The 21707-nt window shown below is 71.5% G+C and carries 19 protein-coding genes and 2 pseudogenes; 10 read left to right on the top strand and 11 right to left on the bottom strand.

Annotation, left to right across the window (positions count from 1 at the left end; genetic code table 11):
- The first annotated feature begins 126 nt into the window (after positions 1-126).
- On the top strand, positions 127-1197 hold the full coding sequence (locus tag ACH45E_RS01315; RefSeq protein WP_361436445.1) for a zinc-dependent alcohol dehydrogenase family protein: 1071 nt from the start codon (positions 127-129) through the stop codon (positions 1195-1197).
- Positions 1198-1295: 98 nt separating this feature from the next.
- Here the strand turns inward: ACH45E_RS01315 and ACH45E_RS01310 are convergent, their stop codons facing one another.
- The 3 genes and pseudogenes from ACH45E_RS01310 to ACH45E_RS01300 all read right to left on the bottom strand — a co-directional run.
- Positions 1296-1793, bottom strand: a complete 498-nt coding sequence (locus tag ACH45E_RS01310; RefSeq protein WP_361436447.1) for a pyridoxamine 5'-phosphate oxidase family protein — start codon at positions 1791-1793, stop codon at positions 1296-1298.
- A gap of 184 nt (positions 1794-1977) precedes the next feature.
- A pseudogene (locus ACH45E_RS01305) lies at positions 1978-2197 on the bottom strand (putative PEP-binding protein); the annotation flags it as partial.
- 56 nt (positions 2198-2253) lie between these two features.
- A pseudogene (locus ACH45E_RS01300) lies at positions 2254-2343 on the bottom strand (inosine-5'-monophosphate dehydrogenase); the annotation flags it as partial.
- A 162-nt stretch (positions 2344-2505) separates the two neighbouring features.
- Here ACH45E_RS01300 and ACH45E_RS01295 point away from each other — a divergent pair.
- Positions 2506-3426, top strand: coding sequence for a pyridoxamine 5'-phosphate oxidase family protein (locus ACH45E_RS01295; RefSeq protein WP_361436449.1), 921 nt, complete (start codon positions 2506-2508; stop codon positions 3424-3426).
- A gap of 97 nt (positions 3427-3523) precedes the next feature.
- Positions 3524-4513 (top strand): Acg family FMN-binding oxidoreductase, encoded by a 990-nt coding sequence (locus ACH45E_RS01290; RefSeq protein ID WP_399039730.1) that lies wholly within the window; start codon positions 3524-3526, stop codon positions 4511-4513.
- Between the two features lie 39 nt (positions 4514-4552).
- Here the strand turns inward: ACH45E_RS01290 and ACH45E_RS01285 are convergent, their stop codons facing one another.
- Complete coding sequence (locus ACH45E_RS01285; RefSeq protein ID WP_361436451.1) at positions 4553-5230, bottom strand: CBS domain-containing protein; 678 nt, start codon at positions 5228-5230, stop codon at positions 4553-4555.
- 217 nt (positions 5231-5447) lie between these two features.
- Here ACH45E_RS01285 and ACH45E_RS01280 point away from each other — a divergent pair, with 217 nt between their 5' ends.
- From ACH45E_RS01280 to ACH45E_RS01265, 4 genes are all read left to right on the top strand, one after another.
- On the top strand, positions 5448-6323 hold the full coding sequence (locus ACH45E_RS01280; protein WP_361436453.1) for a universal stress protein: 876 nt from the start codon (positions 5448-5450) through the stop codon (positions 6321-6323).
- A gap of 475 nt (positions 6324-6798) precedes the next feature.
- Positions 6799-7218, top strand: coding sequence for a CBS domain-containing protein (locus tag ACH45E_RS01275; RefSeq protein WP_361436455.1), 420 nt, complete (start codon positions 6799-6801; stop codon positions 7216-7218).
- A gap of 219 nt (positions 7219-7437) precedes the next feature.
- Positions 7438-8379, top strand: a complete 942-nt coding sequence (locus ACH45E_RS01270; protein WP_361436457.1) for an NAD-dependent epimerase/dehydratase family protein — start codon at positions 7438-7440, stop codon at positions 8377-8379.
- A gap of 71 nt (positions 8380-8450) precedes the next feature.
- Positions 8451-11753, top strand: a complete 3303-nt coding sequence (locus tag ACH45E_RS01265) for an aminotransferase class I/II-fold pyridoxal phosphate-dependent enzyme (RefSeq protein WP_399039932.1) — start codon at positions 8451-8453, stop codon at positions 11751-11753.
- A gap of 10 nt (positions 11754-11763) precedes the next feature.
- Here ACH45E_RS01265 and ACH45E_RS01260 read toward each other — a convergent pair whose 3' ends face one another.
- From ACH45E_RS01260 to ACH45E_RS01245, 4 genes are all read right to left on the bottom strand, one after another.
- Positions 11764-12342, bottom strand: coding sequence for a toxin (locus ACH45E_RS01260; RefSeq protein WP_361436462.1), 579 nt, complete (start codon positions 12340-12342; stop codon positions 11764-11766).
- The gene (locus tag ACH45E_RS01255; RefSeq protein WP_361436465.1) at positions 12339-12779 is read right to left on the bottom strand and encodes a helix-turn-helix domain-containing protein; all 441 of its coding nucleotides are present in this window, start codon (positions 12777-12779) and stop codon (positions 12339-12341) included. The genes ACH45E_RS01260 and ACH45E_RS01255 overlap by 4 nt, the downstream gene beginning before the upstream one ends.
- Positions 12780-13083: 304 nt before the next feature.
- Positions 13084-14238 carry an MAB_1171c family putative transporter gene (locus ACH45E_RS01250; RefSeq protein WP_361436467.1) on the bottom strand — a complete coding sequence of 385 codons (1155 nt, stop codon included), beginning with the start codon at positions 14236-14238 and terminating at the stop codon, positions 13084-13086.
- A 40-nt stretch (positions 14239-14278) separates the two neighbouring features.
- A complete protein-coding gene (locus ACH45E_RS01245; protein ID WP_361436469.1) occupies positions 14279-14968 on the bottom strand; it encodes a WHG domain-containing protein in 690 nt (229 codons plus the stop codon).
- A gap of 99 nt (positions 14969-15067) precedes the next feature.
- On the opposite strand from ACH45E_RS01245, the gene ACH45E_RS01240 reads away from it, so the two are divergent.
- Positions 15068-15535 carry an RpiB/LacA/LacB family sugar-phosphate isomerase gene (locus ACH45E_RS01240; RefSeq protein ID WP_361436471.1) on the top strand — a complete coding sequence of 156 codons (468 nt, stop codon included), beginning with the start codon at positions 15068-15070 and terminating at the stop codon, positions 15533-15535.
- Between the two features lie 155 nt (positions 15536-15690).
- Here ACH45E_RS01240 and ACH45E_RS01235 read toward each other — a convergent pair whose 3' ends face one another.
- Together ACH45E_RS01235 and ACH45E_RS01230 are read right to left on the bottom strand one after the other, a co-directional pair.
- On the bottom strand, positions 15691-15858 hold the full coding sequence (locus ACH45E_RS01235) for a hypothetical protein (RefSeq protein ID WP_361436474.1): 168 nt from the start codon (positions 15856-15858) through the stop codon (positions 15691-15693).
- A 57-nt stretch (positions 15859-15915) separates the two neighbouring features.
- Positions 15916-16281, bottom strand: coding sequence for a DUF6479 family protein (locus tag ACH45E_RS01230; protein WP_361436476.1), 366 nt, complete (start codon positions 16279-16281; stop codon positions 15916-15918).
- Between the two features lie 136 nt (positions 16282-16417).
- On the opposite strand from ACH45E_RS01230, the gene ACH45E_RS01225 reads away from it, so the two are divergent.
- Positions 16418-16795, top strand: coding sequence for a four-helix bundle copper-binding protein (locus ACH45E_RS01225; protein ID WP_361436478.1), 378 nt, complete (start codon positions 16418-16420; stop codon positions 16793-16795).
- A 93-nt stretch (positions 16796-16888) separates the two neighbouring features.
- On the top strand, positions 16889-18067 hold the full coding sequence (locus ACH45E_RS01220) for an acyl-CoA dehydrogenase family protein (protein ID WP_361436480.1): 1179 nt from the start codon (positions 16889-16891) through the stop codon (positions 18065-18067).
- Here the strand turns inward: ACH45E_RS01220 and ACH45E_RS01215 are convergent.
- Positions 18024-21707 carry a CHAT domain-containing protein gene (locus ACH45E_RS01215; RefSeq protein ID WP_361436483.1) on the bottom strand — a complete coding sequence of 1228 codons (3684 nt, stop codon included), beginning with the start codon at positions 21705-21707 and terminating at the stop codon, positions 18024-18026. The two genes, ACH45E_RS01220 and ACH45E_RS01215, sit on opposite strands and share 44 nt — an antisense overlap.

The raw sequence follows: 21707 nt of genomic DNA, 5'->3' as shown, positions 1-21707 counted from the left end.
TCCTCGCTCACCGCCCAAGCTGAACGTGCGGGGCACTTCCGGCACCGTGCCGGAGCCCGGCCCGCGTTCCCCGTCGTACGCGCCGGAACCCGGTCCCGCGGCAGACCGAAGAGGGTGAGGAGCGGGATGAAAGGCTTCGTCTTCCACGGCCCCGGCCACGCCTCCTGGCAGGACGTCCCGGATCCGGCCGTCAAGGAGCCCACCGACGCGATCGTGAAGGTCGGCGCCGTTACCATCTGCGGCACCGACCTGCACATCCTCAAGGGCGATGTCCCCGAGGTACGCCCCGGAACGGTGCTCGGCCACGAGGCCGTCGGCGAGATCGTCGAGGTCGGCGGCGACGTGCGCACCGTACGCCCCGGGGACCGGGTGCTCATCTCCTGCATCAGCTCCTGCGGGCGGTGCCGATTCTGCCGCGAGCGCAGCTACGGTCAGTGCCGCGGCGGCGGAGGCTGGATCCTCGGCCACCTGATCGACGGCACCCAGGCCGAGTACGTCCGCGTCCCTCACGCCGACCTGTCCGTCCACCCGCTGCCGGGCACCGTCCGCAGCGAGGACGCCGTCCTGCTCGCGGACATCTTCCCGACCTCCTACGAGGTGGGCGTCCTCAACGGGCGGGTACGCCCCGGAGACACGGTCGCCGTCGTCGGCGCCGGTCCCATCGGTCTGGCGGCGATCGCCACGGCGCGTCTGTTCACGCCGGAGCGGATCATCGCCGTCGACCTGGCTCCTGCCCGGCTGGAGGCCGCCCGGCGGCTCGGTGCCGACGCCGTGGCCGATGTCCACGAGGCACCGCGCGAACTCGTCGCCGACCTGACCGACGGGCTCGGAGCGGACGTGGTCATCGAGGCGGTCGGGGTGCCCGAGAGCTTCGAACTGTGCACCCGCATGGTCCGCCCCGGCGGACACGTGGCCAACATCGGAGTGCACGGCAAGCCGGCCACGCTGCACCTCGAAGACCTGTGGATCAAGAACGTCACCATCACGACAGGACTGGTGGACACGTACTCCACCCCCACGCTGCTGCGGATGGCGACCGCCGGCCGACTGCCCACCGGGCAACTGGTCACCCACACGTTCCCGCTGGGCCACATGGAGGAGGCGTACGACGTCTTCTCCCGGGCCGCCGAGACCGGCGCGCTCAAGGTGGTCCTCGGCGGGGAGCAGCACGCCGAAGTGGCCGTTCCCTCGCCCTGACACGTCCCTCGCCCTGACACGAACGTCCTGACACGAAAGCCTGACACGGAAGGAGGCCGCCGCACGCACCGGGATGGCGGCGGCCTTCGCCGCCCGCATCAGTCGGGCGGGCGGCGCCCGTGCGCTGTGGGTGCGGATCGATGCCGCCACTCGGTGAGGAGGACACCGGTCACCAGCTCGGGACGGATGCGCACCGCCTGGTCCATGCCCTCCACCTGGCCCAGCCCCTCCATGGGTGCCCAGGGCCGCAACGACTCCCGGATTCGGAGCAGTTCACCAGGGTCGGTCACCAGGCGGGCGTAGCCCGTGACCACCACGCTCCAGCCGAGGTGCGTGTCCGGATCGATGGCGTCGGCCTCGTAGGCGACGACAACACTGTTGTCGCCGGCCTGTTGGGCGTGGGACGTCAGGGCCTCGCCCTCGTGGGTGCGGATCACGATGTCCCCGTCGTCCAGGATGTGGTTGACCGGGCGCACGGTGGGCAGGGCCTGCCGGGTGAACACGATCCTGCCCAAGGACACGCTGCCCAACAGGCGCAGGGCCTCGGCTCGGTCGAGGTCGATGCGCCGGTGCTGCGACTCGTCGTTGCGGGTCATGGCTGGCTTCTTCGCGGGTGCGCGGCTTTCTTCTCGCCGGCTCCGGTGCCTCCGTGGGTGCCGGGCGGGACGCGGGCGGAGCGACACCGCGGGGGATCGGTGTCGCTCCTGTTCTGACTGTCGCTCATGACATGCCTGCCTTCCAGTGCCGTCCGGACCCGATGGAGGGGGCCGGACGTCCCTCTCACCTGCTGTCGCTCGAATCCATGCCGTTCAGTGCCGCCCGGCCGGCCTCCAGCCGGGCCACCGGGACCCGGAACGGCGAGCAGGAGACGTAGTCCAGACCGACGGTGTGGAAGAAGTGGATCGACTCGGGGTCCCCGCCGTGCTCGCCGCAGACGCCGGTCTGCAGACCGGCCCTCCTCGACGGCGATCCGGACCAGTCGGCCCACTCCCTCGCGGTCTGGATCCGCGCTCGTACCGGCAACTGCGTGAGCACGCACAGACGTTCGTCCACCACGGGCACGGCGGTGACATCGTTCTCCGCCAGCAGCCTGACGATCTCCTTGAACGGCGTGTCACGCCGTGCCCGGACGACGTCTTGGGTCATGAGGTCCGCGAGCGTTCGGTGGTGCATGTCGCCTCTCCCCTTCGGGACGTGGCAGCCGGTCGTCCCGGCCTGCCCCGCGGATACCGCCCTGCCATCCCGTGCGGCGGTCTGTCGCGCGTGGCACGTTGGATACAGCACGATTCTGAGGAGAGGGCGGCGATCATGCGAGCTCACCTCGGCGACCAGATCGTCATCGAGAGCCCGGCGACCGGGGCCACCAGGCGCGACGGCGAGATCATCGGACTTCATCATGACGACGGGACGCCTCCCTACGACGTGCGCTGGTCGGACAGCGAGGAAGTGACCCTCGTGTTCCCCGGGCCCGACGCGCACATCCGCCATGTCGAGCACGAACAGCCCGGCACCACCCTCGAGTCGCAGCAGCACGCGGGCATGGCAGAGGCCGCGTCCGCAGCCGCCCCGACAACCGGGACGCCCGGCCCCGGCGACATCGGCCGGCGGGTGACGGCCGAACGCCACAGGCGGGGACTCAGCCGGGTGGAAACGGCCCGCCGTGCCCGTATGGCGCCCGAGTACCTCGCCTATCTGGAGGAACAGCCCGCCGACCCGACCCCGGCGTCTCTTTTCAGGCTGGCCGATGCGCTGGGCACCACCGTCACCGCTCTGCGCGGCGGAGGCGCCGATCTGCCACCCGGCCAGGGACACGCGCTGCTGCACCCCCAGCTGCAGGACCTCGGTCCAGAGGAATGCCGCACCCTGCTGTCCACGCACGGTGTCGGCCGGATCGCGGTGTCGGCGCCCGACGGCCACCCGGCGGTCGTCCCGGTCAACTACGAGGTCATCGATGACGCGATCGTCTTCCGTACCAGGCCCGGCTCGGTGGCCGCGGCGGCCGTGGGAAGGGAAGTCGCCTTCGAGGTCGACCATGTGGACGAGGCTCTCAGCCAGGGCTGGAGCGTGCTTGCCGTCGGCCCCGCGCGCGTCGTCACGGAGCCGGCGGCCGTGCGGCGGCTGGCCCGCAGCGCGCACAGCGAGCCATGGGCGGGCGGTGAACGGGAGATGTGGGTGTCGATCCGGCCCACCCACCTCACCGGCCGCCGCATCACTCCGCCCCAGGAGTGAGCGGCCGGGGACTGCGCCTCGTCCGGCGCCCGCTCAGCGGCCGAGTGGAGAGGGCCCGCCTCGGTGGACCCGCGAGAGGGGGCGGGAGGTGGTTCCGGTGAGCCGACGAGCACCGTCCGACGAGCTCGTGTCGGACCTGGTCCACGACGCTGCTGCCGCCCCGTCCATGCACAACGCGCAACCATGGCGCTTCCGTTACGTCCGACGCAGCCGCACACTCGAGCTGCGCGCGGACCTCGAACGTGCCATGCCGCACTCGGACCCCGACAACCGCGCCCTGCCCATCGGCTGCGGCGCCGCCCTGCTGAACCTGAGGGTCGCCGTCGTCCACGAGGGCCGACACCCCGAAGTCCGGCTGCTGCCCGACCCCACCGACCGGGCGCTGCTCGCGACCGTACGCCTGACCGGCCCCGCGAGCGGCGAGCGGGACCTCGGTGCCCTGCATCCCGCGATCCATCAGCGGCACAGCAGCCGCTACCCGTTCGAGGAGACGGAGATCCCGGAGGCCGTGCGCGCGGCCCTCGCCGAGGCCGCTCGCGTGGAGGGAGCGACGCTGGCCTTTCCCACCTCATGGCACCTGCGGGAGGTGCTGGAGCTGGCCCAGGAAGCCGAAGCACGCAACATCACCGACCCCGGCAGCGACCAGGACCTGGCGCAGTGGACCCGTGTCGACACCCCGGCGGCGAACGCGGACGACGGAGTCCCGCACTACGCCTTCGGTCCGCGCATGCGTGGCGGCAAAGCCCCCATGCGCGACTTCGCGGGACCCCGGCAGACCGCGGGCCGGGACGCCGCGGGCTTCGAACGGACCCCCCAACTGGCCCTCCTCAGCACGGACCACGACAGCCCGGAGGACTGGCTCCGCGCAGGCCAGGCGGTGGAACGCGTCCTGCTGCTGGCCACCCTCGAGGGCTTGTCCAGCTCCTTCGCCACCCAACCCCTCGAGTGGACCGACCTGCGTTGGCCGCTGCGCGATCCGTTGACCGGGAGCGGCTACCCGCAGATGCTCCTGCGCCTTGGATACGGACCCGAAGGCCCCAGCACACCACGCCGCCCGGTGTCGGAGATACTCGACATCGAGCCCTGACCAGCCCCGGAGGATCGCCTTCGGGCCGGCGCACGTGGATCACCGGGCGGCTCCGGGCCCGCCCGGGCCGGCCTCCTCGCCACTGAGTCGGGACTCGACGGCCACCACGCCCTCCACCGCGCGGACGAGGCGCTCGGCGACCCAGACGAGCGAGGAGTCGTGGACCTGCCCGCGCAGCGTGACGACCCCTTCCTGCACGGACACGTGGATGGTGTGACTGAGCGCCGGGAAGAGGTACGACACCACGGTGCGGCGCACCTCCTCCTCGATCTCCTCGTCCGACCGCAGGAAGACCTTCAGCAGGTCCCCGCGGCTGACGATGCCCCGCAGCCGGTCCTCGTGATCGACCACGGGCAGCCGTTTGACACGCTTGACGGCCATGATCTGCGCTGCTTGGCCCAGGGTGGTGTCGGGGTGGACCGTGACAGCGGGGGTGCTCATGAGCTCCTCGGCGGTCACCGCCCCCGCCTTGGCGAGGTCGGACAGGCGTCCGGTCTGCTCGGCGCGGGTGAGGTCGCGGTCCCGGAACTCCTCCTTGGGCAGCAGGTCGGCCTCGGAGACCACGCCGACGACGCGTCCGTCATCCTCCACGACCGGCAGGGCACTCACGTGCCGCTGCTCCATCGCTCGCACGATCTCCTTGAACCGCGCGTCGCGTCCGACGGCCGCCACGGGCAGGGTCATCACATCGCTCACGATGTGCGGAGAGTCAGGCATGTCATGAGTCCTTGAACGGGGTCTTCGAGTGGGGTCCTCGAGGCGCGCCGGAACAACCGGTCGGCCGTATGCCTCCAGCATCACCGCAACCGGGCGTACCGCAATCCGGACCGAAGGCGATCCGAGTGCCGGTCCGTATGTCGCGGCGGTTCGTCGGCGGTGCGACGGTATTCACAGGGGGTCGCTCGGCAACCGGATGGACAAGGTGGTGGCGGCGATGGAACTCCCGCTGGTTGTGGGCGTCGACGGATCGGACTCCAGTCTGCGTGCGGTCGACTGGGCGGTGGACGAAGCGGCACGGCACGGGTTGCCGCTGCGTCTGGTCCACGCCTCCCTGTGGGAGCGCTACGAGGAAGCCTTGCCGTCCTTCAGCACCGACCGTCCTGCCGAGGACGTCATGGCGCAGCACATCGTCGCCTCCTGTACGGAACGCGTCGGGCTCCGCAACGCCGAGGTGAAGGCGTCGGGTGAGGTGCTGCCGGAGGATGCCGTGTCCGCGCTGTTGCGGATGGGACCCGAGGCGTTCGCCCTGGTCACCGGCTCTCGTGGGCGTGGCGGGATCGCCGGGATACTCCTGGGGTCGGTCAGCCTCGCGGTGGCGGCTCGTGCCACGTGCCCGGTCATCGTGGTCCGTGGCGCGGAGCCGAACCTTCAGGGAACCTTCGGTCGGATCGTGGTCGGGGTGGGCGGCTCGGCCGGGGCCGCGGACGCCGTGCGGTTCGCCGTCCGCGAGGCCGAGGTGCGCGGCTGTGCCCTGACGGCCGTACGGGCCTGGCGCAATCCCGCCCATGAGCCCGTGGACCACATGCTGATCGCCGACGATGCCGCGCGGTCGCGCGAGGAGCAGGCCGCGACCAGCCTCGACGATGCCCTGCGCGAGGCCGTGCGGGAGCATCCCCGAGTCGATGTCGATCGCCATCCGGTCGAAGGCCCCGCCCACAGGGTCCTCCTGAAGGCATCGACCGAGGCCGATCTGATCGTCGTCGGCGCCCAGCGGCGCCCCGGCAACACCGGTCTGCAACTCGGCAGGGTCGCCCACACCCTGCTGCACCACTCACAGTGTCCGGTCGCCGTCGTCCCTCAGCAGGACTGAGGTTCGCCGCGTGAACCCGGGCTCCCGCGGTCCCTGAAGCAGAGGGCAGGCGGCGAATGTCGGAGTGGACATGGGAGTGGACGGGCTACGAGCCCGCTGCCGAGCGGCTGCGGCCGCGCCTTCCGTCGCCGGGACGGGCGTGCTTCAGCGTCGAACGACCCGCCTGGTGCACATGGTGACCATGTGCACCGTGTGCGCACGGGGGCGCATGAGCCCCGAACGGATCCGTGTGGTACCTGGCCGACCGGGCCGTCACCGTCGCACCCGGAGAGACCTGCACGCTGGTGCTGCCGGAGAGTTGATCCGCGCAGATGGGCGTGGCCGGCCAGGCCCAGGCTCCCAGGAACGGTGTGCCGACCCTCCGCATGCGCAGGGGAGATGAGCAATCCACACTGTTCTGGAGGAGTATCGGCCGGGGCGGGCCAGGCTCCATGGGCTCTCCCCGCGTGGACAGCGACGCTCGAAGGAGACGACCATGACCACTGCCCGGGAGATCATGCACACCGGTGCCATGTGCGTCCAGGAGAACGAGACGCTTCAGGACGCGGCGCGCAGGATGAAAGAACTGGACGTCGGGGCCCTCCCGATCTGCGGGCCGGACGACCGGCTCCACGGAATCATCACGGACCGCGACATCGTGGTGAAGTGTGTTGCCAAGGGCAAGGATCCCAGGACCATGACCGCGGGCCAGCTGGAGCAGGGCAAGCCGGTCACGATCGACGCCGAGGCCGATGCCGGACGGGTCCTTCACGCCATGGAGGAGCACAAGATCCGTCGGCTGCCGGTGATCGACAACCATCGCCTCGTCGGCATGATCAGCGAGGCGGACCTCGCGCGTCACCTGCCCGAGGAACAGGTGGGCCACTTCGTTGAGGTCATCTGCGCGGCCCCCTGACCGCAGACACGGTCATCGCGCCGTCACGCGTACCGCCGTGATGGGAAGAGCAGAAGACCCGGCCGGGGACCGTCTGTTCACTGACGCGTGCGGTGAGCCGGGCTCGGCCGTGCCGGCGCTCCACCCCTACCCGCCGCACGCGCGGGCCTCACCCTTCTTGTGGCATGTCCCTGACGTCCCGGCCGCGGGTGTCACATGTGCTGGCGCTAGTGTGCGACCGTGAGCCTTCATATCGTCTTAGGTTTCGGGCCCGCCGGGGCGGCCACCGCCCGGTTGCTGGCCGAAAAAGGTCAATCAGTACGTGTCATCACCCGGTCCGGACGGAGTCCGGAACCCGGCATCGAGCATGTCGCGCTGGACGCGACCGACAGCGAGCGGCTGACCGACGCCGTGCGGGGCGCGGCCGCGATCCACAACTGCGCCGCACCGCCCTACCACCGCTGGGCGAGCGAATTGCCCCCGCTGGCCTCGTCGGTCTGCGCCGCGGCCGAGGTGAGCGGGGCCGTCCTGGTCGTGCTGGGCAATCTCTACGGCTACGGTCCGGTGGACGGTCCCCTGACCGAGAAGTCTCCGCTCGCGGCGACCGGCCCCAAGGGGCGGGTGCGCGCGGCGGTTTGGGAGCAGGTGCGGGAACTGCACGAGCAGGGGCGCATCAAGGCGGTCGAGGTACGGGCCTCCGACTTCTTCGGCCCCGGCGTGACCGACGGCGGGCACCTGGCCGCGCGGGTCATGCCACGGCTGCTGCGCGGCAAGCCGGTCGCCACCCTCGGGAACCCGGACACCCCGCACAGCTGGACCTACGTCCCGGACGTGGCCGCGGCCATGGCCGAGGTCGCGGGTGAGGAACGAGCCTGGGGACGGGCCTGGCACGTGCCGTCCCAACCCCCGCTGTCCACCCGGGAGATGACCGACCGCCTCGCCGCCGAGGCCGGCACCGGACCGGTCGCGGTCCGCAGACTGCCCCCGGCCGTGCTGGGCGCCGCCTCGGTCTTCTCCCCGCTGATCCGTGAACTCAAGGAGATCCGCTACCAGTTCGACCGCCCGTTCGTGATGGACTCCAGCGCCTACGAGGCGGAGTTCACGGTCCGGGCCACCCCTCTCGACGAGCAGGTCAGAGCGACCGTGGACTGGTGGCGCGGTCGACCGGGCACCAGCCGGTGACCTCCGTGACGGCGAAGGATTCCCCCGCGGACCCGGCGCGAGCCCGCCACGACGACATCGCGATCGTCGGGATGGCCTGCCGGTTCCCGGGGGCGCGGAACGTGAACCAGTACTGGCGGCTCCTGACGGCGCCGCGGGCCCAGTTCTCCACCGTCCCGGACTCGCGGTGGCGCACCGCCGCCTTCCTCAGTGACAACTTCCGTGACACGTCCGCGGCCTACACGGACACCATGGCGCTGCTGCCGGACGTGGACCACTTCGACGCGGCGCACTACGGCATCCCGCCGCGGCGGGCCCGGGCGATGGATCCGCAGCACCGGCTGCTGATCGACCTCGCCCGTGAGGCCGTCCAGGACGCGGGCTGGGAGGCCGACGGCTTCGACCGCGAGGAGACCTCGGTGATCACCTCGCTCACCGAGAGCGGCTACCGCGAGATCAGCACCCTGCACATCCGGATGCGTCAGCTGGCCGGCGGCGAGTTCGGGGCGCGGCCGGCCGACCCCCGGTGGCCGGACACGGCTCGCGCGGTCGACGGGCTGCACGGCACATCCGTGGCCGGGCTGCTGCTCAACATGGGCCCGAACACGATCAGTTCGGTCCTCGATCTGCACGGTGAGAGTTACGCGCTGGACTCGGCGTGCTCCGGCGGGCTCATGGCCGTGGCCAACGCCGTGTTCGCGCTGCGCGCGGGCCGATGCCGCATCGCCCTCGCCGGCGGCGCCCAACTCCTTCTCACCCCCGACCTGTTGGTGGGGCTCTGCCGGATCGGCGCCATCTCGCGCAGCGGCAGCTGCCTGCCGTTCGGCGCGGGGGCGGACGGGTTCGTCCTGGGGGAGGGGGCCGGGGTGCTGGTGCTGCGGCCCCTGGCCGACGCGCTGGCGGCCGGCGACCGGGTCTACGCGGTGATCCGCGGTGTGGGAACGGCCAACGACGGGACCGTGCAGGGCGGTATGCATCCCCAGGCGGCCGGTCAGCTCCGGGCGTTGCGCCGGGCCTACCGGGACGCGGATCTGGCCCCGGACGCGGTGGGCTACCTGGAGGCGCACGGCACGGGGACCACGGTCGGCGATCCGGTCGAGGTCGGGGTCCTGCGCGAACTGCGCGGCGAGCGGGGCGCGCCCGCCTTCCTCGGCGCGGTGAAGGCGGTGGTCGGGCACTCGCTCAACGCCGCCGGGCTGGCCGGACTCATCAAGGCCGTCCTGGCCGTGCACCGGGGAGTGGTACCGCCGCAGCCGGAGTTCGACCTGGCGGACCGTGCCGGGCTCGACGCCGCGCGGCTGACCGTCCCCACGAAGCCGGTCCGCTGGCCGGAGTCCGGGCAGCCGCGCCGGGCGGGGGTGAGCGCCTTCGGGTTCGGCGGCACCGGTGTGCATGTGGTGGTGGAGGAGTGCGCCACGGCATCGGCATCGGAATCGGCATCCGCCCGCCCCGTACCGGACGGCGGGCCGCACCCCCTGGTCCTCAGCGCCCGCGACCGGGCCGGGCTCGCCCGCTACGCCCGGGAACTGGCGGACACCGTCGCCGACGACCGGCCGCCGCTGGCCGTCGTGGCGGACACCCTGGCCCGCCGGGCCCCTCTCGCCGAACGCCTCGTTCTGGTGGCGGAGGACGCCGCCGACGCCGTCGCCAAGCTGGGCGCGGCGTCGGAGGCCGTCGCGGAGGGCCGTACCGTGGCGGCGCCTGCCGGGCTCGCGGTCACCGGCTCGGGACCGAGTCCGGGGACGGAGCGCATACCGCCTTGCACCCTGCCGCCCAGCCCGCTCGCCCCGGGCCGCCACTGGGTGGTGGACGAGTCGGCTCGCGAGCCGCAGGACACCTCCCGCCCCCTCGATGCCGTGGGGGAGGGGCGGCCCGGGCCGGTGGCGGCGCCGACCGGTGGCGCGTCGAGTGCGGCCATCGTGCTCGAAGAGGTGTCGCGGGCCGGTGTCTTCCCCCTCTCGGACCTCGGCGAGCGGATGGTGCTGGCGACCGACCTGGGCTTCGACTCCCTGATGCTCCAGGAACTGGAGGTCAACATCGGCAAGCGGGTGCCGGGCTTCCGCACCGACGAGATCTTCTCCCGCGGCCTCACCGTCGAGCGGCTGATCACGCTGGTCGAGCCGCACCTCACCGAGCCGTCGGCCCCCGGTGAGCCGCTGCCCGCGTGGACGCCGGCGGACTGGGCCGCCGGCACCGCGTGTGTGGACGAATTCCCGGAAGTACGGCTGTTCGAGGAGCGTTTGGGCTCGATCACCGGCAGCGGCGTGGACCTGCCGTACTTCCGGGTCCACGAGGGCAACATCCGCGACACCACCGTGATCGGCGGCCGGCCGTACCTGTCCTTCGGCAGCTACAACTACCTGGGGCTCTCGGGTCATCCGGCGGTCAACGAGGCCGTGCACGAGGCCGTGGAGCGGTACGGGACCTCGGTCTCCGCGAGCCGGGCGCTCTCCGGCGAACGGGACCTGACCGTACGGCTGGAGCGGGCGCTCGCCGGCTTCCTCGGAGTCCCGGACTGCCTGGCGTTGGTGAGCGGCCATGCCACCAATGTCACCGCGCTAGGGCATCTCGTCGGCGCGGGCGACCTGGTGGTGCACGACGCCCTCGCCCACGACAGCATCCTCCAGGGCTGCGCGCTGTCCGGTGCGGCACGGCGCCCGTTCGCCCACAACGACATCGGCGAACTGGAGCACATGCTGCGGCTCAACCGGTCCCGGTTCCGGCGGGTACTGATCGCCGTCGAGGGCGCCTACAGCATGGACGGCGACCTCGTCGACCTGCCCGCCGTGATCGAGCTGAAGCGGCGGTACGGCGCCCTGCTGATGGTCGACGAGGCGCACAGCATCGGCACCGTGGGCGAACTCGGCCGTGGCGTCGGGGAGTTCTTCGGGGCCGACCGGGCCGACGTGGACCTGTGGATGGGCACCCTCTCCAAGTCCTTCGCCAGCTGCGGCGGTTACCTCGGTGGCTCGGCCCGGATGGTGCGCTGGCTGCGGCACACGCTGCCCGGCTTCGTCTACAGCGTCGGCCTGACCCCGGCCAACGCCGCCGCGGCGCTGGCCGCGACCGAGCTGATGGCCGCGGAACCGTACCGGGTGCGCTCGCTGCGGCGGAACGCGGAACTCTTCCTGGGGCTCGCCGCCTCGGCCGGTCTGCCGACGGGCTCCAGCGCCCACACTCCGATCGTGCCGTGTGTGCTCGGCGACTCCGCGAGGACCCTGCGCGTCGCGGACCGGCTGTTCGCCCGGGGAGTCGTGGCCGATCCGATCTTCCATCCCGCCGTGGAGGAGGGGCTCGCGAGGCTGCGGTTCTTCGTCACCAGTGAACACCGTGAGGACGACATCCGACGGGCCGTGTCGATCCTCGCCGAGGAGGTGGCGTCCGCGGGAGGGTAAGCGACGCACGTCAGATCAGGGTGCGTTCGATCCGGCTGAGTGTGGCGTTCTTCGCCAAGTCCCGCTCCTTGCCGGCCTCCTCGGCCGGGGGCGCGCCATGCCGTTCCTGGGTGCTGCCCACCCGCTGGGAGAGCAGATAGGCGATGATCTCCGCCTCCTGTTCCTGTACGTCGTCGTAGGTCGCGCGCAGGAGCATGTCACGCACGAGCTCGGGGTCGAGGTTGGGGAAGAGGAGGCGGGCGGTCGCCTCGTCCAGCCAGCCCGCCCCGCGGTGGCAGCAGATGATGTGGCCCAGCTCGTGCAAGATGATGTGCTCCTGATGCGCGCCGGTGGTGTTGGCGTCGTAGAAGATGAGGTCCTCGTCGCGGGCGGCGACCCACATGCCGCACGGGTGCGACGCGGGCATCTGCATCGGCACCAGGGTGATCGGACGGTCGCGGACCTCCCCGAGATGGCGGCAGAGCTCGGCCACGTCGGCCACCTCCGGCAGACCGAGTTCGGAGATCCGCCGCGCGCCGGCTCTCCGGAGCCTTTTGAGCTGGGTGCGCCGGTCCTGGTCGGCGGACCGTCCCTTCCCGGCGCGTCTCACTCGGCGTCCGAGGGGTCGGAGACCGGTGGAAGACCCTGCAACTGCCGGTACTGGTCCATGATCGCCGTGATGGCCTGGAGGTTCTCCTTCTTCATCCCGGCCGCTCGCATCGCCACGGCACGGACCCCCGACTGGCGCAGTGCCTCCACGGCGGCGAGCTCGCCGAGTACCGACTCGGCGACCTTGTCGTCGAAGAAGTAGGCGACCGACACGCCGAAGAAGCGAGCCAGGGCGGCCAGCAGGTCCGGTGAGGGATTGGCCCGTTTGCCCGTCCGCAGCTGCGACAGATACACACCGCCGACCCTGAGTTCGGGGCTGGCCCGCTTCAGCTCCTCCGCCACTTCGGCGTTGGTCCAGTGCTTGCCCTTGGGACGAACCGTCTTGAAGAGGTCGTCCAGGCGCACTGCCAGCAGTGGGCGGTCGTCAGGCTCGGACACGGTGAATCTCCCTCCCGTCACCTCCTCGGCCTTACTCTGGGCTATTCATAAGTTTCGCAGATTAGCTGTCAGTTGACAATCGGACTGGAGTCCGTCAACGTGGATCTCGCCGATAGCTGGCAGTTAACTTGGCTCACGGGGGTGGCCGAGTTCGCCGCCGGCCGGGGCAGCCTGGCCCGGCCTTCGGGGGAGGGACGGGCCAGGCGAAGAGGTAGTGGGGAAGCACCGCGAAACACGGGGAACCACGGGGGAGACAAAGAAAAACCCGCCCGGTCTGACGGGGGAACAGACCGGGCGGGAGCTCTCAACCCACGTTGCTGAGTCTACGGTAGGCGGACGCGACCTTGGTGAGCCAGGCGACCTCCGCGGAGAAGTTGTCCGTATCCCGGTCCTCGAAGTCATGCGCGTCCCCGTTGTCGTCGGGGATGGTGCCGGTACGTTTGGCGTGCAGCGCCTGTCTGATACGTGCCGCTTCGGCGAGCGCCTGCCGGGACTCCTCGCTCGCCCCCGGGTCCGGCGTGCCGGACCCGTTGGGAGTGCGGTCGATGTAGGGACGCAGGTCCCGCCATCCGTCCCGGATCTCGATGACCCGCCGGTGCAGACGGTAGTCGAGGTCGGAGACCGAGGCCCCGGGCGGCTCCAGGACGATGTCCGGCGAGGACTCGTACAAGTCCCGCCAGAGCGGGTACAGAGCCCGGTACGACCGGTAACTGTCCGCCCAGTCCAGCAGCTTGGCGATCCGGGCCCCCCAGGAGGGCATCGTCAGGCTGAGTGAGAGGACGACGATGCCCAGCGCGCTGAAGACGGACGCGGCGACCTTCCAGACGCCGATGTCGATCCCGCACGCGGCGGTGAGGATGTTGAGCGTCCTGGCCAGGCAGTACAGGAAGAGGATCACCGCGGCGACGGAGAGCAGTTGCAGGGCCTGGCGCAGCGAGGCCTTGTCGGTCATCCGCGCGTAGGGGCCGCACTGGCGGAAGATGGTGACGCACGGAACCGCCTGCGACACGATGAAGAGCAGCAGGTAGGTGAGCACCAGCGGCTGCCCGCTGCCGGTGTCGAAGTCCGAAGCCGGCCGGCCGGGGCCGTCGGCGACGAAGAACAGCACCGTCAGCAGCGTGTCGAGGGCGATCCCGGTGATCAGCCAGTAGCGGGTCCCCCGCACCGCCTCCTCGTCCGCGATCGCCCAGCGCAGCAGGATGATCTGCGCGCTGACGCAGAAGGCGACCGCCGACAGATGCATCAGCAGGATGGCGAGATTGCCGACGCCGAGGAAGCTCTCGCCCCCCATGGCGACGGCACCCATCGTGAAGGTGAGGCACTGGAGCAGCAGAGTGACGACCAGCGTCCGGTAGGCGTTGTCCCGCCAGCCGCGCCTGACCTGGCACAGCCGGTACACGAGCGCGGCATACGAGGAGAGCGCCGCTATGACGAAGCAGAGTGTTCTGGTGGTGGTCACGGCCTGACTCCCTGCCGGTGCCGCGCACGCGGCGGACGGATCATTCGGCGTCGTCGCCCAGGGGCACCTCGAGTCCGATGCCTTCGGCCGCCACGGCGATGGCGAAGTCGAAGAACGCGGACTCGTCGCGGACGCTGTCGTGGGTACGGCTGAAGACCTGGAACACCAGCAGCCCGATCAGATTGCTCCACAGCACGATGCCGCGCTCGATGATGTCCGAGAACGGAGCCTCGGGAATGCCGCCGAAGAGCTCCACGGCCTCCGGGAGGAGCAGCGGCGGGCCGGCCACCGCCCGCCTGGGCGGGGCGAGTTCACCGGCCTGGAGCGCCGAACGCACGATGGCCGCCAGCACCGCGGGGGTGCGCGAGGCGGGCGGGACCGTGTCCTGCGGGGCGTGGTACCCCGGCACGGGCGAGCCGTAGATCAGCGTGAACTCGGCGGCGTTGTCGAAGGACCACCGCCGCAGCGCGCGCGTGACCGCGAGGAGCCGTGCGCCCGCCGACGCCCCCGCGTCCCTGGCTGCCTGGTCGGCCTGCTCCATCGCCGCGGCGGACTCGTTGTAGGCGTCGACGACCAGCGCGGTCAGCAGGTCGTCACGGCGTGGGAAGACGGTCTCCACGTCGGCGACCGCCAGTCCGCCCTCGCGGGCCACAGCATCCAGGGACAGCCCTCCGGCGCCCAGCTTTTCCAGCAGTTGGCGCGCGGTGGCCTTGATCTCGGAAAGCTCCATGGCCAAACCGTACCGGTGGGTCACAACGCCCAGGCGTACGGCCGTCCGAGCGCCGGGATCATGCGCTGTGATCCGGCCATCCGGCGTTACGCTCGGAGCATGCGGATCTCCGTCTCCTCCGACATGGACGAACCCGTCGCCCGGCTCCTCGTCGAGGAGCTGCGCCGGCGTGGTCACGAGGTGCGCGTGTACGGCGCGCTGGACCCGGGCGCGGATCCGCAGTGGGCCCTCTGCTCGGAGGCCGCCGCCCGTGAGGTGGCCGCCGGGACCGCGGACCAGGCGGTGGTGTGCTGCTGGACGGGGACGGGCGCCTCGATCGCCGCGAACAAGGTGCCCGGCGTACGGGCCGCGCTGTGCCCGGACGCGTACACCGCGGACGGCGCCCGCCGCTGGAACGACGCCAACGTACTGGCCATCGGTCTGCGCCTGACCTCCGAGGCGGTGCTGAAGGAGATCCTCGACGCCTGGTTCACCGCCCGCCCCAGCGAGGACGCCGAGGACCGGGACAACGTCGCCCACGTGACACAGATGGACGGGCACCGGGCGGGGGACCGCAGCCTTCCCTGACCGCACCCACATGGGTGCGCCACACCCGGGTACCCGGCGGCGCATGGTGGTGCACGACACGTCGGCCCGATCGCTCCCGGTGCCGCCGCGGCCGACGCGGCGCTCGCCCCTGGGCCGCGCCCTGCTGCGCTGGACGACCACGACCGATCACAAGGTCATCGGCAACCTCGTGCGTTCACCGGCGGCCGGTCGGCGTGGCCCCGCTCGTGGGCGAGGAGCTCCTCGACGTCCTCGGCGCCCAGCGAAACTCGGCTCTCCACGCTGCCGATCGGCAGCTGGTCGTAGTCGGGCAGGGGCAACCCGCTGTGGCCCGAGTCCGCCATACGTCTGACTTCCTTCGCCTGCCAGCGGGCCGCGCCTGTCAGTGAGGCCGCGCCTCGTCAGTGGGCGCCCAGTCCGCCACCGCCGAACGAGCCGCTCGACCCCTTGCTCCAGCGGGGCCGGTCCTTCGACTCGCTGGGCCTCGTGTCCTGGTTTCTCAGGTCGTAGGGGGTCATGGCGCGACCGCCCTTCGGGACCACGGGCACCTCTTCGGACTCCCGGTTCTCCCGTACCTCGTGCACGGCGCCGCCCGGGGGCAGGTGCGGCTGCTCATCCGGGCGCGGCCGGGGCGACTCGTTGTACTTGACCCGGGAGGTCAGCCAGAAACCCCCGGCCAGTACCGCAAGCACGACCACGGCCACCAGGAAGAGGACCAGACTCATGAGGCCGCTCGCGGCGGCCAGCTGCATCGACGCGGTACTCATACGAGATGAATACCCCGCCAGAACGGTGCGAACCGGACACCTTCCGTGACGGGTCGCGACGCCCGGCGACCACCCGCTGCCCCTTGCATTCCCCGGTCGCTGGTTTGACAGCTCGGGCCACGGCAACCCGGTCGGTGTGACACCGACGACGACTACCCAACAGGACCTGTACCGGTTCCTGGAGGACCGCTTCGCGTGTGCGCAGGCGTGTACGGAGTGCGCGCGGGCGTGCGCGCTGCGCGCGAGCCTCCTGGATCCGGGTGGTACGGACGAGCAGGAGCGGGCGCGGCGGCGGGGCATCATGTGCGCCGAGGTGTGCGACGCGACCTGCCGTGTGCTGTCCGAGTACAACTGCCTGGACGAGAACGGCATCCGTATCCAGCTGGAGCTGTGCCGGACGGTGTGCCTGGAGTGCGCGCACGCCTTCGACGAGCAGCCGGGCGCGGAGGAGAGTGCGGCGGCGTGCCGGGCGTGCGCGCGGGCCTGCACGGAGTTCATCGCCACGCTGCGCTGACGCTCTCCTTGCCTCCCTCGCTTCCCAATTTCTGTAACACGTTCTACGGTGTGCGCCGACAGGACCGACCCGCCCTGGGAGCCTGGAGGCGCCGTGCACCTCGACCACACGCCCGAGCAGCAGCGGCTGCGCACCGAACTGCGCGCCTACTTCGCCGGCCTGGTACCGGACAACGCCTACGCCCGCTACGCCGACCCGGTCGCCCAGAAGCGCTTCTACCGCGAGACCATCCGCCGGCTCGGCACCGACGGCTGGCTCGGCGTGGGCTGGCCGAAGGAGTACGGCGGGCGCGGCATGACCGCGATGGAGCAGTTCATCTTCTTCGACGAGGCCGCGCAGGCCGGCGTCCCGCTGCCGCTGATGGCGCTGAACACGGTCGGCCCGACGATCATGCGGTTCGGCACGGAGGAGCAGAAGGCGTACTTCCTGGCCCGCATCCTCTCCGGCGAGATCGACTTCGCCATCGGCTACAGCGAGCCCGACGCCGGCACGGACCTGGCCGCCCTGAAGACCCGGGCGGTCCGGGACGGCGACGAGTACGTGGTCAACGGACAGAAGATCTGGACGACCAACGGCGACACCGCGGACTGGGTCTGGCTCGCCACCCGTACCGACCCCGAGGCACCGCCCCACAAGGGCATCACCATGCTCCTGGTGCCGACCTCCGACCCGGGCTACTCCTGCACCGTCATCAACACCCTCGCCTCCCACGACACCACGGCCAGCTACTACGAGAACATCCGCGTCCCCGTCTCCCGCCGCGTCGGCGCCGAGAACCAGGGCTGGCGGCTGATCACCAACCAGCTCAACCACGAACGCGTCACCCTCGCCGCCCACGGCACCATGGCGATCCGCGCCCTGCACGACGTCCAGCGCTGGGCGATGGAGACCAAACTCGCCGACGGCCGACGCGTCGTCGACCTGCCCTGGGTGCGCCGCCTGCTCGCCCGTACACACACCCGCCTCGACGCCATGAAGCTCCTCAACTGGCAGATGGTGACCGCCGTCCAGGAGGGCACCCTCACCCCGCAGGACGCCTCCGCGGTCAAGGTCTACGGCTCCGAGGCCCGCCGCGACGCCTACGCCTGGCTCATGGAGATCCTCGCCGCCGCCGGCCCCCTGAAGGAGGGCTCCGCGGGCGCGGTCCTCCACGGCGACCTGGAACGCGGCTACCGCTCCGCGGTGATCTTCACCTTCGGTGGCGGCAACAACGAGATCCAGCGCGAGATCATCTCGTGGATCGGTCTGGGGATGCCCCGGGTGCGCCGCTGACGTCGGTGCCCACGTGGATGAACGCGGCCCAGTAACGGGCCTCCGCGTAACAGCGGGTCCCGGGCGGGCGGTCCCCGAAGAAGGCGACGGCCGTCTCGAGCCGCTCGCGGTGCGACGGCTCGTCCACCAGGTCCGAGAGGTGCCGGCACCACCGGGCGAACTCGGCGGCGGTGGAGTCCCTCAGCCACAGCTGCGCCAACTGCAGGGCCCGCCCGGTGCCGTGCCCGAGTTCGGCGTGGAAACGGGTCGCCAGCAGCATCGTCGCCAGGTCGTCCACGTTCCACAGGGAGGCGATGACCTCGCTCGCCCCCGCCTGAAGGAGGCCGGAGGCCAGCCCGATGGCCTCGTCGGCGACGAACGTGTCGGTGGACGCGGTGCCGCAGGCCGAGGCGAAGACCAGGCGGACCCCCCGGAAGGCACGCTCCGCCACGATGCGGCGCAGCGTCAGGCGGCCCCCCTCCGCGAGCACGAAGGCGGACTCCATCGGGCGCGCGGCGTCGAAGACGCCGTGGCAGGCGAGATGGACGTGGGTGGCGCCGCGCAGGTCCTCCTGGAAGGCCTCCGGGGCGGCGTCCGTGCCGTGCCGCACCGTCGCGCGCGACCAGGAGCCCAGCGCGGTCGCGGCGGCCACCTCGACCGACGCGTAGCGCAGGTCCGCCGTGGGGTTGCCGACGGCAGCCAGGACCGGGGGGCCGGACCGGGGCGGGTGCCGGCGGGCGAGGACGGCCGCCGACGGGGTGAAGGAGAGCCGGAAGTCGTCCACCAGGCAGCGACCGTCCGAGACCAGGGCGTGCAGCGGCCACCGGCCCACGGGCCCGCAGGCGACCAGCGTGACCTCCTCGACCCGCAGACCCCGCAGCCAGGACGCCAGAGTGCCCGCGAGCCTCTCCCGCAACGTGGCCGCGGCCTCGACCGCATCGAGTCCCCGGACACTTGCCGTGCTCCGGCTGTCCACGTCGAGGCCCCCCTCGCCGTCTCGCCGTACCAGCACCAGGTGGACCGCCGCCTCGAACACATACGCGTAGACCAGTGGACGGTGCGGGCCGACCGCCGCGGCCAGTTCGCCGACGCCCGGCGGCTCGAGGAGCCCGGTCGCTCCGCTCAGCCGCGCGAGCGCCGCGTCCCGTTCGGTGCGGGCCCGGGCGATCGCCCGCACCAGGGAGAGGTTCAGCCGCTCCACCTCCTGGGGGCCCAGACCGGCGACCGGAACCGACCGTTCGGCGCTGCTGAGCGCGGCGAGCCGGTCGGCCGCCGCCCGGAAGGCGGCCAGCGCCCCGGGATCCGCCTGCCGCGCCCGGTCGAGCCGCTCACGTTCCTGCCCCAGCGTCTCGCCCAGCTCCCTGGCGCGGGTGCGTTCGAGGAGCAGTACCGCGTCAAGTGCGCGGCCCGCCCGCAGCATGACGGTGACGATCTCCATCAGGTCGCCGGACACGGCCCGCTGCTCCATGTGGCGGCTCTCCCGCAGCAGTGCCTCCTGGTAGAGGCTCTCGTGCAGCTCCGCCGCTCGCCCGCCGGCCTCCGCCGCACCCGCCCAGTCCCGCCGTTGGCCCAGCAGCCGTACCTGGAGCATCCAGGCCGTGTAGGCGTCGTTGCGCCGCCCGTGCTCGGTCAGGACCCTGATCGTGTCGTGGAGCGGTTCCCGTTCGTCCGCCGGAACCAACTGGGCGAGGTTCAACCGCGCCGTCGCCCAGTCGCGGGGGCTGTTCTCGGGGTTGAGGACACGCAGAGCGGCGCGGAAGTGCCCGGCCGCCGCGGTGTGCTGCTCGGCCAGGTCCGACTGCATCCGCATGATGCCGAGGAACGCCTGTGTCAGCGCCCAGTTCAACGGCGTGCTCTCCTCGGTGAACACCTGGAGGCAGGCGGACAGATGGGTGATGGCCTGTTCCGGATCCGGATCGGTCCGCACCTCGATGTCGCCCAGGGCCACACCCAGACCGAACTCGGCGGTGGCCCAGTGCCTGGGGTGGTCCCGTAGCGTGAAGACCGACAGGGCGGCCATGAACGCGTCGACCGCCAGCCGCTGGGTGGCCTCGATGTCCCTGCCCCGCATCATGCTGTACCCCACGCCCAGGGCCGACTGGGTCATGGCCCAGTCCACGGGCATCGTTTCCTTGGGCTGCGCGACGAGGCATGCCCGGTAGTGCTCGATGGCGTGCCACAGGTTCGCCTCCCTGCCCCCGGCGAGCCGCTCGCGGTACAGGCCCGCGAGATTGTGGTGCATGTTCCCCCGATCGACGGTGTCCCGGTCCGCGTGCAGCAGTTCGAGGGCCTGGTGCGCCAGGGCGATGCCCTCCTCGAGGTTCGCCTCCGGGTCGCCGGTTGTTCGCCGGGGCAGCAGGAACGCCAGCGAGCCCAGCACACGAGGCCGCACTTTGGGATCCGTGTCGGGGGTCAGGGCGGCGAGGGCGGCGCGGCACAGGGTGATGGCCCGGTCCACCTCCGAGGACTGGCTGCCTCGGTGGTCGTCACGCACCAGGCGGCTGATGGCGACGGCGAGGTACGGATGGAGGTGGTGACCCGGTTCCACTTCGCCGAGGCACTGCTCGAACAGCGCCATGGCCGCGCGCTCGTTGTCCGGTATGTCGCCGGCCCGGCGTCGGCTGTAGGCCATGCCGAGGTTGTACGTCAGCTCCAGCCGGATGGGGGTCGCGGGACCGCCGGGCTCGTCCAGCGCGGCCCGCAGCGCGGTGATGGCCTCGTCCGTCTCGATCTTCTCGTTGGTGTCCGCCTTGAGGATCTCGTCGGAGAGGGCGACGCAGAGCAGCACCCAGGTGTCCCTGTTCGCGTCGTGAGGATTCTGCCGCAGCGCCGCACGGATCCTGCTCAGGCGTTCCTCGCGCTCGGGGATCTCCTTGAGGCCGTCCACCCACTCGAAGAGATCCAGCCGCTGCGGCGGACCCGGATCGGTGGGCACGGGGGCGTTCTCGTCGATCCACTCGCGCAGCCCGCGGATCTTCTTCGCGACGTCGATCGCCGCCTGCCGTTCGGGCCCGGCGGGCAGGGCCCGACAGCTCTCCTCGGCGAGCGCGAGGGCGCGTGCCGCCATGCCGGGGGAGCCTGCCGGATCCAGGTGCAGGAGATCGACGAGTGCGACCGCCAGTAACAGCCGGTGCCAGTCGGGCTCCGGGGCGTCCGCCTGTGCCAGCAGGTGCTCCAGCACGGTGACGCGCAGCCGTCGCAGGGCGTCGGGCCTGTCACCGGTGTGCCGCTCGATGTGCGTGGTCACCCACAGGCATATCGAGCGAGCGGTCACCCCGGGCGGCGGGGTGCCCACGAGGCCCCACATCGTGTGAGCCGCCGCGAGCAGGTCCTCGGCGTCCTGGCTGCGGCGGTACCGGCGCTGCTGAGCCTGGGCCAGGTTGTACCGGCACATGGCCCCGAGTTCGGGGCGCAGGGGGCGGGACACGTGGACCGCGCTCTCCAGGCAGGTGAGCGCGCCCGCCAGATCGTCGATCCGGGCATCGGAGTCGTACCTCTTCAGACGGACGGCACCCAGTTCGTTCAGCGCGTTCCACCGTGCCTCGGGCGCGAGGGTGTCGTAGTCGGGATGCGTCAGGACGGCCTCCCAGGCCGCGATGGCGGGCGACGGATCGGCCTCCTTGGTCAGCAGGAAAGCGCGTCGGAAGAGTTCGTTCAGCAT

The sequence above is a fragment of the Streptomyces sp. NPDC020299 genome (genome assembly GCF_044387825.1).
Classification (GTDB): domain Bacteria; phylum Actinomycetota; class Actinomycetes; order Streptomycetales; family Streptomycetaceae; genus Streptomyces.
This window is presented reverse-complemented; position numbering and strand designations above follow the sequence as displayed.